At 43.9% G+C, this 17,701-nt stretch carries 16 protein-coding genes; 1 reads left to right on the forward strand and 15 read right to left on the reverse strand.

Going from position 1 to position 17,701, the window contains the following annotated elements; all coding sequences use genetic code 11:
- Positions 1–8: 8 nt before the first annotated feature.
- The 9 genes from pknB to gmk all read right to left on the reverse strand — a co-directional run bounded on the left by pknB (position 9) and on the right by gmk (position 10,160).
- The gene (gene pknB / locus ACR65F_RS00645; RefSeq protein WP_440502774.1) at positions 9–1,988 is read right to left on the reverse strand and encodes a Stk1 family PASTA domain-containing Ser/Thr kinase; all 1,980 of its coding nucleotides are present in this window, start codon (positions 1,986–1,988) and stop codon (positions 9–11) included.
- Positions 1,985–2,743, reverse strand: coding sequence for a Stp1/IreP family PP2C-type Ser/Thr phosphatase (locus ACR65F_RS00650; RefSeq protein ID WP_440502775.1), 759 nt, complete (start codon positions 2,741–2,743; stop codon positions 1,985–1,987). The genes pknB and ACR65F_RS00650 overlap by 4 nt, the downstream gene beginning before the upstream one ends.
- 28 nt (positions 2,744–2,771) lie before the next feature.
- The gene (rsmB, locus tag ACR65F_RS00655; RefSeq protein WP_440502776.1) at positions 2,772–4,130 is read right to left on the reverse strand and encodes a 16S rRNA (cytosine(967)-C(5))-methyltransferase RsmB; all 1,359 of its coding nucleotides are present in this window, start codon (positions 4,128–4,130) and stop codon (positions 2,772–2,774) included.
- Positions 4,127–5,068 carry a methionyl-tRNA formyltransferase gene (gene fmt, locus ACR65F_RS00660; protein WP_440502777.1) on the reverse strand — a complete coding sequence of 314 codons (942 nt, stop codon included), beginning with the start codon at positions 5,066–5,068 and terminating at the stop codon, positions 4,127–4,129. The genes rsmB and fmt overlap by 4 nt, the downstream gene beginning before the upstream one ends.
- Positions 5,061–5,582 carry a peptide deformylase gene (gene def / locus ACR65F_RS00665; protein WP_440502778.1) on the reverse strand — a complete coding sequence of 174 codons (522 nt, stop codon included), beginning with the start codon at positions 5,580–5,582 and terminating at the stop codon, positions 5,061–5,063. Before def ends, fmt begins: the two co-directional genes overlap by 8 nt.
- 26 nt (positions 5,583–5,608) lie before the next feature.
- The gene (gene priA, locus ACR65F_RS00670; RefSeq protein ID WP_440502779.1) at positions 5,609–8,020 is read right to left on the reverse strand and encodes a primosomal protein N'; all 2,412 of its coding nucleotides are present in this window, start codon (positions 8,018–8,020) and stop codon (positions 5,609–5,611) included.
- Positions 8,017–9,225, reverse strand: a complete 1,209-nt coding sequence (coaBC, locus tag ACR65F_RS00675; RefSeq protein WP_440502781.1) for a bifunctional phosphopantothenoylcysteine decarboxylase/phosphopantothenate--cysteine ligase CoaBC — start codon at positions 9,223–9,225, stop codon at positions 8,017–8,019. The genes priA and coaBC overlap by 4 nt, the downstream gene beginning before the upstream one ends.
- Before the next feature lie 88 nt (positions 9,226–9,313).
- The gene (gene rpoZ, locus ACR65F_RS00680) at positions 9,314–9,538 is read right to left on the reverse strand and encodes a DNA-directed RNA polymerase subunit omega (protein WP_025785112.1); all 225 of its coding nucleotides are present in this window, start codon (positions 9,536–9,538) and stop codon (positions 9,314–9,316) included.
- Positions 9,539–9,542: 4 nt separating this feature from the next.
- On the reverse strand, positions 9,543–10,160 hold the full coding sequence (gene gmk, locus ACR65F_RS00685; protein ID WP_039041880.1) for a guanylate kinase: 618 nt from the start codon (positions 10,158–10,160) through the stop codon (positions 9,543–9,545).
- Positions 10,161–10,296: 136 nt separating this feature from the next.
- Here gmk and ACR65F_RS00690 point away from each other — a divergent pair, with 136 nt between their 5' ends.
- Positions 10,297–11,988, forward strand: coding sequence for an Rqc2 family fibronectin-binding protein (locus ACR65F_RS00690; RefSeq protein WP_039041879.1), 1,692 nt, complete (start codon positions 10,297–10,299; stop codon positions 11,986–11,988).
- 353 nt (positions 11,989–12,341) lie between these two features.
- On the opposite strand, the gene pyrE is transcribed toward ACR65F_RS00690, so the two are convergent.
- Genes pyrE through ACR65F_RS00720 form a run of 6 tightly spaced genes read right to left on the reverse strand, consistent with a single transcriptional unit; the run spans position 12,342 to position 17,559 of the window.
- Complete coding sequence (pyrE, locus tag ACR65F_RS00695; protein WP_440502783.1) at positions 12,342–12,974, reverse strand: orotate phosphoribosyltransferase; 633 nt, start codon at positions 12,972–12,974, stop codon at positions 12,342–12,344.
- Complete coding sequence (gene pyrF / locus ACR65F_RS00700; protein ID WP_440502784.1) at positions 12,971–13,684, reverse strand: orotidine-5'-phosphate decarboxylase; 714 nt, start codon at positions 13,682–13,684, stop codon at positions 12,971–12,973. The genes pyrE and pyrF overlap by 4 nt, the downstream gene beginning before the upstream one ends.
- A complete protein-coding gene (locus ACR65F_RS00705; protein ID WP_440502786.1) occupies positions 13,681–14,595 on the reverse strand; it encodes a dihydroorotate dehydrogenase in 915 nt (304 codons plus the stop codon). Before ACR65F_RS00705 ends, pyrF begins: the two co-directional genes overlap by 4 nt.
- Positions 14,592–15,368 carry a dihydroorotate dehydrogenase electron transfer subunit gene (locus ACR65F_RS00710; protein ID WP_039041875.1) on the reverse strand — a complete coding sequence of 259 codons (777 nt, stop codon included), beginning with the start codon at positions 15,366–15,368 and terminating at the stop codon, positions 14,592–14,594. Before ACR65F_RS00710 ends, ACR65F_RS00705 begins: the two co-directional genes overlap by 4 nt.
- A gap of 39 nt (positions 15,369–15,407) precedes the next feature.
- Positions 15,408–16,682, reverse strand: coding sequence for a dihydroorotase (gene pyrC, locus ACR65F_RS00715; RefSeq protein WP_440502788.1), 1,275 nt, complete (start codon positions 16,680–16,682; stop codon positions 15,408–15,410).
- Entirely contained in the window at positions 16,648–17,559 is a 912-nt protein-coding gene (locus tag ACR65F_RS00720; RefSeq protein WP_440502789.1) for an aspartate carbamoyltransferase catalytic subunit, read from the reverse strand. The genes pyrC and ACR65F_RS00720 overlap by 35 nt, the downstream gene beginning before the upstream one ends.
- Between the last annotated feature and the right edge of the window lie 142 nt (positions 17,560–17,701).

Consider the following 17,701-nt stretch of genomic DNA (forward strand, 5'->3'; position numbering starts at 1 on the left):
CCCCATCCTTATTGAATATCTTTGTAGTCAAACGTCTTTTCTTCGATGATTGTTGTTCCTCGAAGAATTTTATAGCCGCCTCGTTGACCTTCTTCCAACTCTACTTTAATTTGTTCCTCTTTATCCTCTGTTATTTCAAATTCCTTTATTGGATCGGTCATGGAGTTCGCACGGTCTTGAATGTAGATGCGAACAGTTTGAGGGGCTCTCTCTTCTTCCCCTTCATCAGACGTTCCATCCTCATCCATCACTTCGTAAGGAATCTTGACACGCTTCACGAAAGTTTTAACAGGCTTTTGAGCTGGCCCTTTTGAAACCGTTACGTTGACTTTCGATCCGATAGGAAGCGATTGGCTAGCAGATGGTTCCTGTTTCATGACCTGTCCTTCAGGAATGGTATCCGAGTTACTCTTTTTGACGACAATGATATTGAAACCTGAAGAAGTTGCATAAGCATTCAGCTGATCGTCCGTGAAGCCGATCAAACTTTCCAACGTCCTCGTTTCGGGACCTTTACTTACTGTGAAGACAACATCTGTTTCCCCCGGAACTACTTCTGTATCCGGATCGGGGTCTTGACTCAAGATGGTTCCTTCAGGCCGATCATCATAAATTTCTTCTGAGTTAACAGACTTGAATTCATAAGTTTCCAGTCGTTCTTTAATGGAATTATAGTCTCTATCCGTGTAATCACTAAAGGTCATCGTTTCTTTTCCTGTACTAATGTACAACTTGACCGAACTTCCTTTATCACGTTCTTTGTTTGCTTCAGGTATCGTTCGGAAAACTTCGCCTTTTTCATATTCCTCAGATGGTTGCGGAACTTTGTCGTCAACAACAAAACCATTTTCTTCAAGGAGCGCGATTGCATCCGCTTCATCTTTACCTAACACGTCAGGTACGGTCACTTTCTGATCGAACACGCCAGTAATATAAAGGACTGCGATTGCAGCAGCGATCAGAATCGCAATGCTAGCAAAAATTGGCCACTTTTTACGTTTTTTCTTTTGAGGGACAGGTTCAGGTTTCACCGGCTCTGGCTCTATTCGAACAGGCTCCATTTTCACCGTCTGTTCAGAATCCAGTAAACTCGGTGCAGCTTTGATGACAGGAAGTGCACGTGTTTCGTCCTCATCAAACGGGATCGTGAATTTTGGTTCATTAGAACGGGACGGGTTAAGCGCTGTTAGTAAGTCCTCATACATTGCATCCGCTGAGACATATCGATGTCTAGCGTCTTTTGCGGTTGCTTTTAAAATAATATTTTCAACACTTTGTGGGATCATCGGGAAATCAGCCCTCACAGAAGGTGTTTCTTCTTGAAGATGCTTGAGTGCAATCGCCACTGCTGATTCGGCTGAGAATGGGAGCTTCCCTGTTAGTAATTCGTAAAAGACGATTCCTAACGAGTACAGGTCAGATTTCTTAGTTGCCATACCACCTCGTGCTTGTTCTGGTGATAGGTAATGGACGGTCCCAAGCACGGAATTCGTTTTCGTATGGGATGTTGCTGTAAGCGCCATCGCAATTCCGAAATCTGTGATTTTCACGTTCCCATCTTCATCCATTAGAATATTTTGCGGCTTCACATCACGGTGGATTATCCCGTTGTGATGGGCATTGGAAATAGCGGCAACGAGCTGCAACATGATTGGAATGGCTTTTTCAGGTTCGAGTGGGCCGTTTTCCAAAATAAAGCGCTTTAATGTCAGACCTTTCACGTATTCCATCACTAAATAATGAAGTTCGTCTTCTTCTCCCACATCAAAAATATTGACGATGTTCGCATGGGTTAAACTGGTTGCAGAAAGCGCTTCACGTTGAAATCTGCGTTTCAACTCTTCTTCGTTTGCAAAATCATAGTTCAAGACTTTAATTGCGACATCCCGATCCAAAATAACATCGTGTGCTACGTATACTTTTGACATCCCGCCTTCACCGATTGTGCCGATGATATCATAGCGATCACCAATTCGATTACCTATCATACAGCATCAGCTCCAAGGTCAGAGGAGGCAAGCAGTACCGCAGTAATGTTGTCCTCTCCACCCCTTTCGTTAGCCAAATTAATCAGTTGAATGACTTTTTCTTCAAGAGTGTTGTCCGCAACAATGAGTTCCCTCATCATTTCAGCTTCCACTTTGTTACTTAGACCATCTGTGCACAATAACAAATAGTCTCCTTTTGTAAAAGGTACATGATAAAATTCAGGCTCGATGTCGCGCTCAGAACCGACAGCCCGCATAATCCAATTCCGCTGAGGATGTACTTCCGCTTCTTCTTCCGTAATTTCGCCACTAGCTAGTAGTGCATTTACGTAAGAATGATCCTTAGTCAGCTGAGTGATTGTTTCAGAACTAACTGAGTAGACCCGGCTATCCCCAACGTGTGCGATGTAACAGCTTCCTTCTGCAATGACTGCAGCTTCTAACGTCGTTCCCATGCCTTCATGTTCAGGAGACGATTGTGCTTTTTCAAAAATTAGCTGGTTCACTTTACGAATAATCGTATCAAGCCATGCAATCCACGTCTCCTTAGATTGAGGTATGCTAGAACCTAATTTGCTGAAATGCTCTCCTATTAACGAGACAGCCATTGCACTTGCGACATCACCACTACGATGACCACCCATACCGTCAGCAATGACAGCGAGTGCATAGCCATTATCAAGTACAAATACAGCACCTTGGTCTTCGTTGAACGTGCGTTTCCTACCTATATCGGTTCGTACACTGAAATGCATTGCGCTTCCCCCATCCCTGTACGTCTTTTTAGTCGTTACTAGCTGGTTTTTGCAAGGTAGCTGCAAAGAATCCATCACTACCAAAGTGTTGAGGCAATACTTGTAGCATTCCGTTCGGTGTCGCGAGTCCTGCTTCTTCAAAGAATTCCGGGACCAACTTCAAAGCTTCAGGATGACGTTCTAAAAATTGAAGAACAACTCCATCATTTTCGGTTTTATCGATGGTACATGTACTATAGACAATTTTCCCACCTGGCTTGACGAGTGTCCAAGCTGTTTCAAGTAACTCTGCTTGGATTTTTGTGAGTGATTCAAGGTCGGCTTCTGTCTTGTTATATTTAATTTCCGGTTTTCTGCGGATAACTCCCAGCCCACTACATGGTGCATCTACTAAAATTCGGTCGAAAGTGTTCGGTGCATACGTATATCCTAGTTCGCGGCTATCCCCACTAGATGTCCAAATCGATTTCAGACCTAACCGTTCTGCATTCTCTTCGATGAGTTGCAGTTTGTGTTCATGAAGATCGTGTGCATGCACTTCTCCTGTATCCTCTAAATGCTCAGCGATTTGCGTCGTTTTCCCGCCAGGTGCTGCACACATGTCAAGTACTTTCATACCTGGATGCACATCAAGTGCATAGACAGGAAGCATCGAGCTTTCATCTTGAACAGTTAGCCATCCTTTGGTGTACGTATAGGTTTTCGCGACATTTCCTGAATGACAATAAATCGCTTCAGGTACCACTTTCCCTAACTCCACTTTAGCACCTTCACTCTTCAACTGATGCAACGCTTTTTCAACAGTTGTCTGAGCGATATTGACACGTGCCGTATTCGTTGGTGGCTCATTATTAGCACGTGCCATTTCTGAAGTGACTTCCAACCCGTACTGGTCAATCCAACGACGGATTAGCCATTCAGGATGACTTGTCTCTAATGACAGACGTGTAATTTCGTCCGTTACTTCATCAAGTGAACGGACTCCTTGGCGCAATACAGAGCGAAGTACTCCATTTACGAACCCAGTTGTTCCTTTATGTCCCCGTACTTTTGCGATTTCCACAGCTTCATTTACAGCAGCGTGAGGAGGGATCTTTGTTAAGTAGATGATCTGATACAGCGACATACGTAGTAGTTCCCGAACCCAATCATCCAGTTTCCCTTTGATGAATGGTGCTAGGTAGTAGTCTAACGTCAATCGATATTGCAACGTCCCGTAAGTTAAATTTGTTAACAACGGTTTGTCTTGTTCTCTAATTGCATACGTTTTCATTGTTCGTGTTAATAATAGATTGCTGTACGCTTGGTTACGACTCACCTCAAGTAAAATTGAAAGTGCCGCATCGCGGACGTTCCCTTGCATCATTATTTTCTTTTTTGCTGTCATAGGAAGAAATCTCCTTTTTCCCACTGGCTACCCGTTCCATTTAAGAAAACAGATGCAGTCATGCGTTTTTTGCCTGAAGGCTGCAATTCTGTAATCGCAACTGCTGTTTGATCACCGGACTTTACAAGGATATGTTCCTTCGTCAACTCGATGATTTCACCTGGCTTGCCTTCTTCTTCTGTTGCTATTGCTTCGGTCTTCCAGATCTTCACGTTTTCATCCCCGAATGTTGTATAAGCTGTTGGCCATGGAGAAAGCCCTCTAACTTGGTTGTGAATGTCCACACCAGGACGTGTCCAGTCAATACGCTCTTGTTCGCGTGAGATATTTCTCGCAAATGTAACCAGTTTTTCATCTTGAGGAGTCCGTGTATTCGTTCCTTCCAAAATAGATGGCAACGTTTCTTTTAATAGAATTTCTCCCGTACGAGATAATTTTTCAAACATGATACCTGTATCATCACTCGGTAAAATTGGTTCCGTCGCTTGTGAAATGATGTCACCTGCATCGAGTTTCTGGACCATGTACATAATCGTTACACCAGTTTCGGTGCATCCATCCATGACTGCCTGATGGATTGGTGCTCCACCACGATACGCTGGAAGCAAGGAAGCGTGGACATTGATGCATCCTAATCTAGGAACATCAAGCAATTCTTTTGGCAAAATCTGACCAAATGCTGCTGTGACGATCAAGTCCGGAGCAAGCGCTTTTATCTCTTCCAACTCAGCGGAGCCTTTCAATTTTTCAGGTTGAATGACAGGAAGCCCTAGACGCAATGCTTCCGCTTTCACAGGAGGTGGTGTCAAGACGCGCTTTCGGCCAACAGGTCTATCAGGTTGAGTCACAACTCCGACAATTGAATACCCTTCTTCATGAAGCATACGTAAAATAGGGGCTGAAAAATCAGGAGTTCCCATAAATAAAAGCTTATTCAATCCCTTCACCGTCCTTCTCAAGTTGAACAAGTTCTTCGTCCAATTCTTCAAATTCAGAAGCATCGACAATCCTGCTGATTTTCGTATTGAACAAAATGCCATCCAAGTGATCGATTTCATGCATAATTGCACGTGCCTCAAAACTTTCAGCTTCTAGTTCATAAAGTGAACCATCACGCTCTTGTGCTTCTACTCGTACAAAGAAAGGACGCTTTACTTCACCGTACAAATCCGGGAAGCTGAGGCAGCCCTCCAAGTCCACATCTTCTCCACCAATTGCTGTAATGACTGGATTGATAAGTTCAATAGGTGGGTCTCCTTCACCGATATCCACAATCGCAACACGGATCGAGTGACCGACTTGCGGTGCTGCAATTCCTACGCCATCTGAAGCAATCATCGTTTCCATCATATCGTCCAACAACCGATGTACGGTGCGGTCAAATTTCGTCACTTCTTTTGTTTTCGTTTCTAATATTTCAGCTGGATATTTAACAATTTCTAGTACAGTCAAACAAATTCCTCTTTTCTGATCCCTATTCAGTAAATAACGACAGGTGATTTATCAACAGAAAGCAGTAATCCGTCTTTTATCCAATCTGTTCGATAAAAGCGGATGAGTGCTTTTAGCGTCTCTGTCAGTTTTGGTTCTTTTTTGTATTTTATCAAACATTGATAGCGATATCTATTATTCACCCGACTAATGGCAGAAGCTGTCGGACCGATAATGACGCTTTCTGGACTTAATCCGTCCGCCAAAAATCGCACAGCTTTTTCAGCATATCCCACAACTTTCATTAAGTCTTCGTGGCTAAATTGAACATTGACGATGTAGTAAAACGGAGGATACCCAAATTGCTTCCTACTACTCATCTCCATCTGATAAAACGGTTCATACACTTGAGCTTTAGCAAGTTCAATGGCGTAGTGTTCAGGCGTGTACGTTTGGACGAATACTTCCCCTTCCAATTCATGACGCCCTGCTCTTCCACTCACTTGTGTCAGCAATTGGAATGTTTTTTCCGCAGCTCTGAAATCTGCCAAATGGAGTGTCGTATCTGCCGCTAAAACACCGACCAATGTGATATTCGGAAAATCGAGCCCTTTGGCAATCATTTGTGTGCCAAGTAAAATATCTGCCTGGCCTTCACTGAATTTCTGGAGCAATCGGGCATGCGAGCCTTTTTGACGAGTCGTATCAACATCCATACGAAGCACGCGCGCTTCAGGGAACAGTTTTGTAATTTCTTCTTCCGCTTTTTGTGTGCCCGTTCCAAAAAATCGAATGTGCTCACTTTCGCATTCAGGACAGATGTGAGGCACTCGTTCTTCATGACCACAGTAATGGCATTTTAAATTTTCAGTAGCTCGATGATACGTCAATGAAATATCACAATTCGGACATTGAATCGTCGTCCCACAATCTCTACATAAAACAAACGAAGAGAATCCACGTTTGTTTAAAAATAGTACGGTCTGTTCACGCTTGTCCAATCGATCCCGAATAGCTTCCGCCAACGGGACTGAAAACATCGAACGGTTACCCTCTTTCAGTTCAGCACGCATATCAACTATAGAGACGTTCGGTAGCTCCTGGTCTTTTGCACGCGTTGGCAATTCGAGAAGATGATAAACATCTTTTGAGGCACGCGCATAAGATTCAAGTGCAGGAGTTGCACTCCCGAGAATAACGGGACAGTGATTGAATTGTGCCCGCCAAATCGCGACATCCCTTGCATGATAGCGTGGAGAATCTTCCTGCTTATAAGTCGATTCATGCTCTTCATCCAGAATAATGATCCCTAGTTTTTCAAACGGAGCAAAAATAGCAGAACGTGCTCCAACGACCACTTTTACTTCTTTCCGGTGAATTTTACGCCACTCATCATATTTCTCACCTGCAGATAGCGCACTATGCATAACTGCAACTTGATCGCCAAATCGCTCTTTGAATCGTGAAGTCATTTGAGGTGTCAATGAAATTTCAGGAACAAGAACGATTGCTTCTTTACCTGTTGATAGCACTTCTTCGATGGAGCGTAAGTAGACTTCTGTTTTGCCACTCCCTGTTATTCCATGCAATAGGAACGTCGTGTCTGAACCTGTTCGAAATGCATCAAGTACTTCATCTACAGCGTGTTGCTGATAACTCGTGAGCTGTTTGGGGATGGCAGTGTCTCGTATCTCCAAGGATTCAGGTTCGCGATACACTTCCAACTTTTTTTCTTGTGCAGCCCCTTTTTCGATTACTGTTTTCAGCACTGGTGCAGATACACTTGCATCCGCCATTAATTTTCCTGCTTCAATAGCTTGTCCAGCGTACGCTATCATCCACTCCATCAGTTCGCGCTGTTTAACCGCTTGCTTACTAAGCGTATCTATCAGTTGGTGAAGAATTTCTGCACGTTCTATATGAATCATGCGGACTCGTTTAACCGTAGTTTGTTGCTTAACTAGGGTATCGACACGCACAGCACCTAATTTTGTGTACACTTTCAATTGCTTCAAAAGCTCGGGTGTATCCGCATTTTTCAAAGGGACACGATCTCGTTTTTGAAGCATCTTCAAGAATGCTTCATCTGTAATCGATTGAAGGTCCTCCACTTGGATAAACTTCTCGTACTTTGCTCGCATTGCTGCTGGCAGCATGACTTGAAGAGCTTCTATACGATAAGCGAGCGTGTCTGTAGCAAGCCACTCCGAAAGCTCAAGTAACTCCGTAGAGAGAATCGGTTCAAAATCGATAAGCTCTTCTAAAGGTTTTATCTTACTGATGTCCAAGTCGCTTTCTTCTTTCAACGCAATCACATACCCTACAACTTTCCGTGGACCAAATGGGACTTTCACACGCATCCCAGGTTCAACAAATCCAGAAAACAGTTCAGGGATTTTATAGTCAAATGGACGATCTATCGGATACGCTGCGACGTCCACGATCACTTCAGCGATCATAGGGAATCTTGTCCTTCATGAACAATTGTTGTGAGTAGTTGTTTTGCAAGCTCCTTTTTCTCCATAGCTGGGAACGAAATCTCAACACCAGACCTTGAAATTAAAGTTACGACGTTGGCATCACTGCCAAAACCTCCTGCAGGATCTGTGACATCATTGACAATAATCCAATCGAGATTTTTCGACTCCAACTTACCTTTTCCATATGTAACGGCATCTGTCGTTTCTGCCGCAAATCCGATGAGCCTTTGCGTCGATTTCATTTCACCTAACGATTTCAAAATATCGGTTGTCCGCTCCAGCTCCAACGATGCAGCACCTTCTTTTTTCTTCATCTTTTGGTCATGTACTGTTTTTGGACGATAATCCGCAACTGCAGCAGATTTCACGACGTAATCTGCATCCGTATACTGACCCAACACTGCATCAAGCATTTCAGCTGCACTCTCGACACGAATAAGCTCTACACCTGTTGGCGGGTCAAGCGACACAGGTCCTGAAATAAGAACCGTTTCAGCTCCTAGTTCAACCGCAGCTTGTGCCATCGCATACCCCATCTTGCCACTTGAAAAATTTGAAATGTATCGGACCGGATCAATCCGCTCTAAGGTCGGACCTGCTGTTACGACGACTTTTTTTCCAGCTAGCGGAAGCTTCGGAGTTTCATTGAAAAACGAATCGATTAATTCTACAATCCGCTCAGGCTCTTCCAGACGGCCTTTGCCAACATATCCACATGCTAAAAAGCCCTCGGATGGTTCGATGAATCGAACGCCGTCTCGATAAAGGCGATCGATATTCCGAAGAACCGCTGGATGCTCATACATATGGACATTCATCGCAGGGGCAATCCATACAGGAGCTGTCGCTGCAAGTAAGAGGGTTGATGCCATATCATCTGCGATGCCATTTGCTAGTTTGCCTATGAAATTTGCAGTAGTCGGTGCCACGATTATTAAATCTGCCCAGTCTGCAAGATCGATGTGTGCTATAACTGATGAATCTTTCTCATCGAACGTATCGTAATAAACATCGTTCCGGGACATTATCTGAAACGATAACGGCTGAACGAATTCCATCGCAGAGCGGGTCATCACCACTTTCACCTGCGCTCCGGATTGACTCAATTTACTAACCAGTGCAACCGCTTTGTAGACTGCAATGCCGCCGGTCACACAAAGCAAAACTTTTTTATTGGCTAACAACACCTTCATCCTCCCCGAAAATGACAAACTCCCAAAGAAAGTACATTTTCTAAGGGAGCTTCCATATGTGTATTCAACTCAAGTACGTTTAAATTTCGTCCTCATAGACAACGGAAGCGTCCGTCTTGCGTTTATGAAGCATGCCTGCTGCTACTTCTTCAAGAGCTTTACCGACATTTTTATGTGATGTATAGGAAACGAGTTGCTCATCTTTCTTTTCTTGCATTTCGCGAGCTCTCTTTGCAGCGAGTGAAACGAGTGTGTACTTTGAGTCGATCTTCTCTTTTAGTGAATCTACAGATGGATATAACATTGTCTTATTCCCCTTCCAACATGGCTAAATAACGTTCTTCTACGCGTTCTCTTCGGCAGTGCTCAGCTGTGACAATTGCATTGATGCGATCACAAGCTTTCGTCACCTCATCATTTTCTACTACATAATCATACAAGTCCATCATCTCTAACTCGTCACGCGCTTTTGCGACACGTGATGCGATGACTTCCAGAACTTCTGTTCCACGACCTACGAGCCGTTGCTCTAAATGTGAAAGACTTGGTGGCGCTAAGAAAATGAATAGACCGTCCGGCATTTTCTCCCGCACTTGTGCAGCACCGACTACTTCAATTTCCAAGAAGACATCTCTTCCGGAATCGAGTGTTTCGTTGACATAATCAAGCGGTGTACCGTAATAGTTTCCCACATACTCCGCATGCTCAAGAAGTCTACCTTCCTCAATCAGTGTTTCGAATACTTCACGTGGACGGAAAAAATAATCGACTCCATCCACTTCGCCTTCTCTTGGCTGACGCGTCGTCATCGATATCGAATATTCATAATTGGTGTCCGGCTGTGTAAATAGCTCTTTCCGGACAGTTCCTTTTCCGACTCCCGATGGGCCAGAAAGAACAATCAAAAGTCCTCGTTGTTTAAACATGCGATCCCTCTTCTAATGTAGTCTCTCCATTCAAATCATCCCTAATCCAGTTCGATCCGAAGTTTGTATTCGTATTATACCATATGTTTGACGCGTAGTGCTAAAATGGAGGAAACGAAAAGAAAGAGGAATTCACATGGCATTTGACGGGTTGTTCACAACCGCGATGAAACGCGAACTACAAACTATTGAAAACGGAAGAATCACAAAGATTCACCAACCAAACGCTCAAGAAACCGTATTCATTATCCGTGCAGGCGGTCAAAACCGAAAATTACTTTTTTCGGTGCATCCTTCCTATGCACGCGTACAATTTACAGAAGAAACGATTCAAAATCCAAAAGAGCCTCCTATGTTTTGCATGACACTGCGGAAACACCTTGAAGGGGGAACCATTACAGCCGTTGAGCAAATGGGAACTGACCGAATCTTGAAGTTTACCATCCGCTCAAAAAACGAAATTGGTGACGACATGGAACGTGCGATCATATTTGAAATCATGGGTCGTCACAGTAACTTTTTACTGATTGATCCTGAACGGGATATGATTATCGACAGCATGAAGCATTTGCCTCCGAGCGTAAACAGCTACCGCACAATTATGCCTGGGCAACCGTATATTCCGGCTCCACCACAAGATAAACGGAATCCATTTACACTCACACAAGAAGTCTTTGAAGAATTGCTCCCGACGTTTGATACTCCGAAAGCAGTCGTTCAGGAACTATCAGGATTTTCACCCATTCACGCTGAAGAACTCCTGTATCGATTAAAGAGTTCAACAGGGCAATCTGCATTCCAGACATATCTATCATTTGTTCAGATATTTTCAGAGGGTCCAATCCATCCGAACACTTTAGAAAAAGACGGGAAGTTATTATTTTCTGCAGCTGAGCTAACTTTCACTCAAGGAGCCGAGATTGTTTATCCAACCCTTGGTGAATTGTTGGATAAAGTCTACTTTGCTCGTGCGGTTCGGGAACGAGTTAAAGCACAAGCGGCCGATTTAGAGCGCTGGCTGGATAACGAAATTGCGAAATTGAAATTAAAAGTCCAAAAGCTAGAAAAAGAACGCAACGATGCGGGACGTCTTGATACTTTCCAGCTTTATGGAGAGCTTCTGACAGCGAATAGTTATGCGATTGAAAAGGGTCAAAAAGAGGCAGTTGTTGAAAACTATTACGAGCAAGGAACGACGGTCACCATTCAGCTCGATCCACGCAAATCCGTGATTGACAATGCGCAGCGCTATTTTTCCAAGTATACAAAAGCGAAGAATGCCTTGATTCAACTCGCAAGTCAATTAGAAAAAGCACACGAGGACATCGAGTATTTTGAAATGGTGAAACAGCAGGTCATGCAGGCATCTACTGACGATATCGATGAAATCCGGGATGAACTTGCGGAACTCGGTCTCATGAAAGCTCGAAAAGGCAAGAAGAAAGTGAAGCCGAAGAAGCCTATGCCGGAATCGTACCAGTCGACCGATGGTATTAAAATCTCAGTCGGAAAAAATAACCGTCAAAATGATTGGCTGACTTCTAAGCTTGCTGCACGGAATCACATTTGGCTTCATACAAAAGATATACCTGGATCTCACGTTGTGATTCACGATGAAGATCCGAGTGAAAAAACGATTCAAGAAGCCGCGACGCTCGCCGCCTACTTCAGTAAAGCGCGTGGTTCAGCATCTGTTCCTGTCGATTTCACAGAAGTTCGTCACGTGAAAAAGCCCAATGGTTCAAAACCAGGATTTGTCATCTATTTTGAACAAAAGACGATCTTTGTCACGCCGGATGAAGATGTCGTACGACAATTGAAAGCATAACCGAGACCAGCTAGGCTTATCGCCTTGCTGGTTTTTCTTATGTTGTTTGGTAGGGTGATCATAAACCCTAGAATTCGCTCATAAACTCGAGAAAATGATCATAAATCGTCGAAAACGCTCATAAAACACAAAATGTGATCATATACATCATTTTGCGCTCATAAACTCCAAAAAGTGATCATAAATCGACAAAACTGCTCATAAACCAACCTTCCCTTACATATATCTCCTCGAATCGCCGCAAAACTACATAGGAATTCACTTTCTCCCAACAAACGACACTCATCGAATGCTGTCGATTAAAAAATCTCCATAAAAAAAGAAGCACAGCGTAAAACGCCAGCTTCCGTCATTTATTGCAATGTGCCTGATTTTAATTTTTGGTGCCAGTCAAGGAGAGAGGCAACGGATTCTTCGCGAATTGCTCCGGAACGGGTTGCGACTTCAGCGAGAGCATTGAAATCTGAGAGGCTTGTGTAGGACAAACCAGCTTTTTCGAAAGCAGTGTCTGCACTTTCCAATCCGTATGTAAAGATGGAGACAACGCCTTCTACTTGAACGCCAGCTTCTAGCAATGCGTCAGCTGCTGTCAAACTACTACCACCAGTAGAAATTAAATCTTCCACAATGACAGCACGGTCTTCCGGCTTAATTTTCCCTTCGATTTGCTTACTTCGTCCATGTCCTTTCGCTTTCGAACGAACATACACCATCGGCAACCCTAAAATATCAGCAATCCATGCTGCATGTGGGATTCCCGCTGTTGCAGTACCCGCGATGACAGTTGTTTCTGGATAATTTGCTTTAATAGAAGCTGCCATTCCCTCTGCAATTCGTCTTCTACCGCCTGGATCTGACATAATGAGACGGTTGTCACAATAGATGGGTGATTGAATGCCAGACGCCCATGTGAAGGGTTCATCTGGACTAAGGGTTACAGCCCCTACGTGCAATAAAATTTTCGCAATTTCTTGTTTTGTCATCATTCACTCAGTCCTTTCCACTGTCGTGCAATTTCCTTGTAAGCAGATAACGGATCTGCAGCTCCTGTAATCGAGCGACCAACCACAATATGTGTCGATCCCATTTTCTTAGCTTCCGCTGGTGTCGCGATTCGTTTCTGATCGTGAGCTGCATCATTTGCAAGTCGAATACCTGGTGTCACTTTCAAAAACTCGTTTCCACACACTTCAGCAATAGATCCCGCTTCTAAAACGGAGCATACGACACCGTCTAACTTGGAAGCTTGAGCAAGTTTTGCATAATGGAGGACTGAATCGTTCAATGAAGTTTGAATGAGCTGCTCGCGCTGCATCTGATCTTCCGTTGTTGAAGTCAACTGTGTGACCGCAATGATCGCAGGTCTCTTCTTACCCGTTGCAGTACCTATATCCAAGCCTTCAAGTGCTGCATCCATCATGAATGAGCCCCCTGCTGCATGCACATTCACTAAATCAGCACCAACTGACGCGAGTGAAGTCATCGCGGACTTCACGGTATTCGGAATATCATGTAATTTCAAATCTAGAAACACGTCAAATCCTTGTTCTTTTAGACGATAAACAATTGCTGGACCTTCTTTGTAAAAAAGTTGCATCCCTACTTTGACAAACGTACCGCTTTCAAAAGGTTTTAAAAAGGATAATGCGGCTTCTTGGTGTTCGAAATCCAATGCAATGATTGGGGATGTGTTCATACCGCATGACTCCTTCCGATTAAATCTGTAATTGTTTTTAACCCTAGTTCATCTAACAAGGTTGGCAAGGCATGAATGATTTCCGGACAAACGAATGGATTGACAAAGTTTGCTGTGCCGACTGCTACTGCACTTGCTCCTGCTGATAAAAAGTCGATCACATCGCCTGCGTCCGTAACTCCGCCCATTCCGATGATAGGAATATTAACCGCTTTACTCACTTCATACACCATTCGAATAGCTACTGGTTTGACTGCTGGTCCAGAAAGTCCACCAGTTCCGTTTGCGATGACTGGCTTCCCTGTTTTCCGGTCAAGGCGCATGCCAACGAGTGTATTGATCATGGTAATACCATCTGCTCCAGCTGCTTCCACAGCTTTAGCAATTACAGTGATGTCCGATACATTTGGTGATAGTTTCACATAAACTGGGACACTTGATACTTCTTTTACAGCCGAAGTCAACTCAGCTGCAAGTTTTGGATCTGTTCCGAATGCAATTCCGCCGCATTTTACATTCGGACATGAAATATTTAGTTCTAACGCATTCACGTTGGGTGCCTTAGATATAGCTTCAGCAACTTGTACATAATCTTCCGTTTCAGAGCCTGCCACATTAGCTATAATCGGAACGTCATGTTGTGCAAGTCGCGTTAACTCTTCTGCCATCACCCGTTCCAATCCTGGATTTTGAAGTCCGATTGCATTCAACATACCTGCAGCCGTTTCCGCTACACGTGGTGTCGGGTTGCCGAAACGTGTTTCCAGCGTCGTTGCTTTAATCATAATTGCCCCAAGCTGTGACAAATCATACAAATTTCCATACTCTTTACCGAACCCGAAACATCCAGAAGCAGGCATGATCGGATTTTTTAGTGACAAACCAGGTAATTCAACAGCTAATCGATTCATATCGCAACCACCCCCGCCGGAAATACAGGTCCATCCGAGCAAACTTTGACGTAAGGCATGTCTTGTCCCGTTTGCGTTTCACATACACATGCGAAACAAGCACCAATGCCACACCCCATGCGCTGTTCAAACGATAAGAATCCCTGTTTATCATGAAATGCTTGCTGTACTGCGTGAAGCATTGGAGTTGGGCCACATGTATAATACGTTGTGAAATCTACAGGATTTCGTGCTAGAGAATCAGTGACGAAACCTTGTTCCCCCGCACTACCATCTGCAGTTACGATTCTTGTCTCGCCAAGTGCTGCAAATTCTTCCTCATAAAATACAGCAGTAGCTGATTGAAATCCTAGAATATGTACGCAGTGAACGCCTTTGGCTGTCAGTTCTTTAGACAATTGATACAAAGGAGGAACTCCAATTCCGCCCCCAATCAGTAGGGCTGTTTCTCCCGGTGCTGAATTGTCTGCAGAAAAGCCATTTCCAAGCGGACCAAGAACATCGACTTCTACACCAATTTGTTTTGCAGCAAGTAACTGGGTTCCCCTGCCTTCAGCGCGGAAAATAAGTGTCATCTGTTCTTTTTCTTTATCGAATGAAGCAATTGAAATCGGTCGTCTAAGTAATGGTTCAAATGTATCCGTTACACGGATGTGAACAAATTGACCAGGTGAAGCGATTTCTTTCACTAAGTTACCTTCAAGTACCATTTCAATAATATTATCGGCGATTTGACGTGTTGCGCATATAGTCATTCTGTTCTGCACAATCATGCAAGAACCCCCTTCTATTTCTCTGGATCATTGCGGTCCTCACTGTTGTTCTGAAAAGACTGTTTCTCCTCCGAACAGTGTCAGTACTGGCCACCCTGTACATTTCACTCCTGTAAACGGCGTGTTTTTTCCTTTTGATAAAAACGTAGTTGGGTCAATGACTTGCTCAGTTGTTAAATCGAGCAATACAAGGTCGGCTATAGCCCCTTCTTCAATCGAGCCATACGGAAGGTCAAAAACATCACATGGCTTTTTCGTAAACCAGTCGATCAGTTGTTTCAATGTCCAATCTCCGTTTTTCACAAAATGTGTGTAAAGTAACGGGAATGCTGTTTCAAACCCAGTAATTCCGAACGGTGCTTTCTTGAATCCTGCAGCTTTCTCTTCTGCACTATGAGGTGCATGATCTGTCGCGATGAAATCAAGCGTCCCGTCAAGCAATCCTTCTCGCAGTGCCGCCAAGTCTTCGTTTCCTCGTAGTGGCGGATTCATCTTCCAGACAGCATCATCTTCAGGAATGTCGTGTTCTGTTAGCAATAAATGGTGAGGAGTCACTTCAGCTGTTACATGGACACCTGCTCGTTTTGCATCTCGGATGACGCGAACGGACTCTTTCGTACTAACGTGGCAAACGTGGTAGTGTGCACCCGCTGCTTCAGCAAGAAGAATATCGCGTGCAATATGAACTGACTCTGCAACAGACGGAATTCCCGGAAGTCCGAGTTCCTTATTCCGGATCCCTTCGTGCATTGCGCCACCATAAATGAGCGTATTATCTTCACAGTGAGCAACGACCGCCATATTCAATTTCGCTGCGTCTTGCATCGTTTCAAGCATCATTCCTGCTTGTTGGATTCCTACACCGTCATCTGTGAACGCAAACGCACCATGTTCTTTTAGCTCCGCCAAATTCGTACGTTCTTTTCCGGCTTCACGGATAGTTATGGATGCATATGGTAAAACTCGAATGACAGCATTTTTTTCAATCAATTCATTGACATGTTCAATGTTTTTAATTGTATCTGGAACTGGTCGTGTATTTGGCATCGCACAGATTGTTGTGTAACCGCCTTTTGCTGCAGCCTTCGTTCCACTCTCAATCGTTTCCTTATGCTCGCCACCTGGCTCGCGTAAGTGAACGTGTACATCGACAAACCCAGGTGCAAGGCAAGAACCGTTGCCTTCGATTATTTCAGCACCATTCACTTCTAGTTTTTGTCCTATTTCCACAATTTTACCATCTTGAATTCGTACATCCTTTAAATTCTGTGAAGTTTCATCATATAGCCAAATATTTCGGAGCAGCTTGTGCATGAACATTTCCCCCTCTTAAGATCATTTCCATTGCAGCAGCACGGATGTAAACACCATTTTCAACAGCTTCATAGACTCTTAGCTTTGGATGAGTTGTCAGTGACTCGGCAATTTCAACTCCCCAGTTGATCGGTGCTGGGTGCATGATAATTGCATTTTCCTTTATCATAGCTGCACGCTCAGCAGTCAATCCATATTGCGCGTGATACTCTTCTTTCGTGAAGCTCATCTTCTCGTCATGGCGCTCATGTTGAACGCGTAGCAGCATTACCACGTCCGCTTGTTCGATCACACTGTCCCAACCTGGAAGAGTCTCATAATCCCCAGACCACTCATCAGGACAGACAAATTGCACATTTGCACCGAGTTTTTGTAAAGCTTCTGCGTTCGATGCAGCGACACGGCTGTGCGACAAATCTCCAGCAATCACTACATTCAGCCCTAAGAAGTAACCGAACTCCTCTTTGATGGTAAATAGGTCCAACAGTGATTGACTCGGGTGTTGCCCTGTTCCATCTCCGCCGTTGAATACTGGGATTTTAATGCCCTCTAGTTGTTTGTAATACTCTTTTTCAGGATGACGGATGACAACTGCGTTGACACCAAGTGCTTCCAATGTTCGTACTGTATCAAAAAGCGTTTCGCCTTTAGTCGTGCTTGAATGACCTGGATCAAATTGGATAATTTCTAATCCTAATTTTCTTTCAGCGATTTCGAAGCTTAGTTTTGTGCGTGTACTTGGCTCAAAAAACAAGTTGCTCACTAAATATTTCCCGGGCAATTCCCGAATTCCATGACGCTTCAAGTACTCCGCATAATTCAAGATTTCCATAATATTCTCTTCGCTAAATTGTTTCATCGTAAGTAAGTTATCCATTTTGTCGTCCTCCTCTTAGTTAGGGGAAGGTTTTAAAAAAGGCCTTCCCAGCATATAGGAAGGCCATTTATGTATGCAGATCCCTTTTACAGTCCCTGCCACATAAACCTTTCCTTGTCTCTCTGTACAATGTTAAAAGGTC

This window comes from Sporosarcina sp. SAFN-010, from assembly GCF_059415065.1.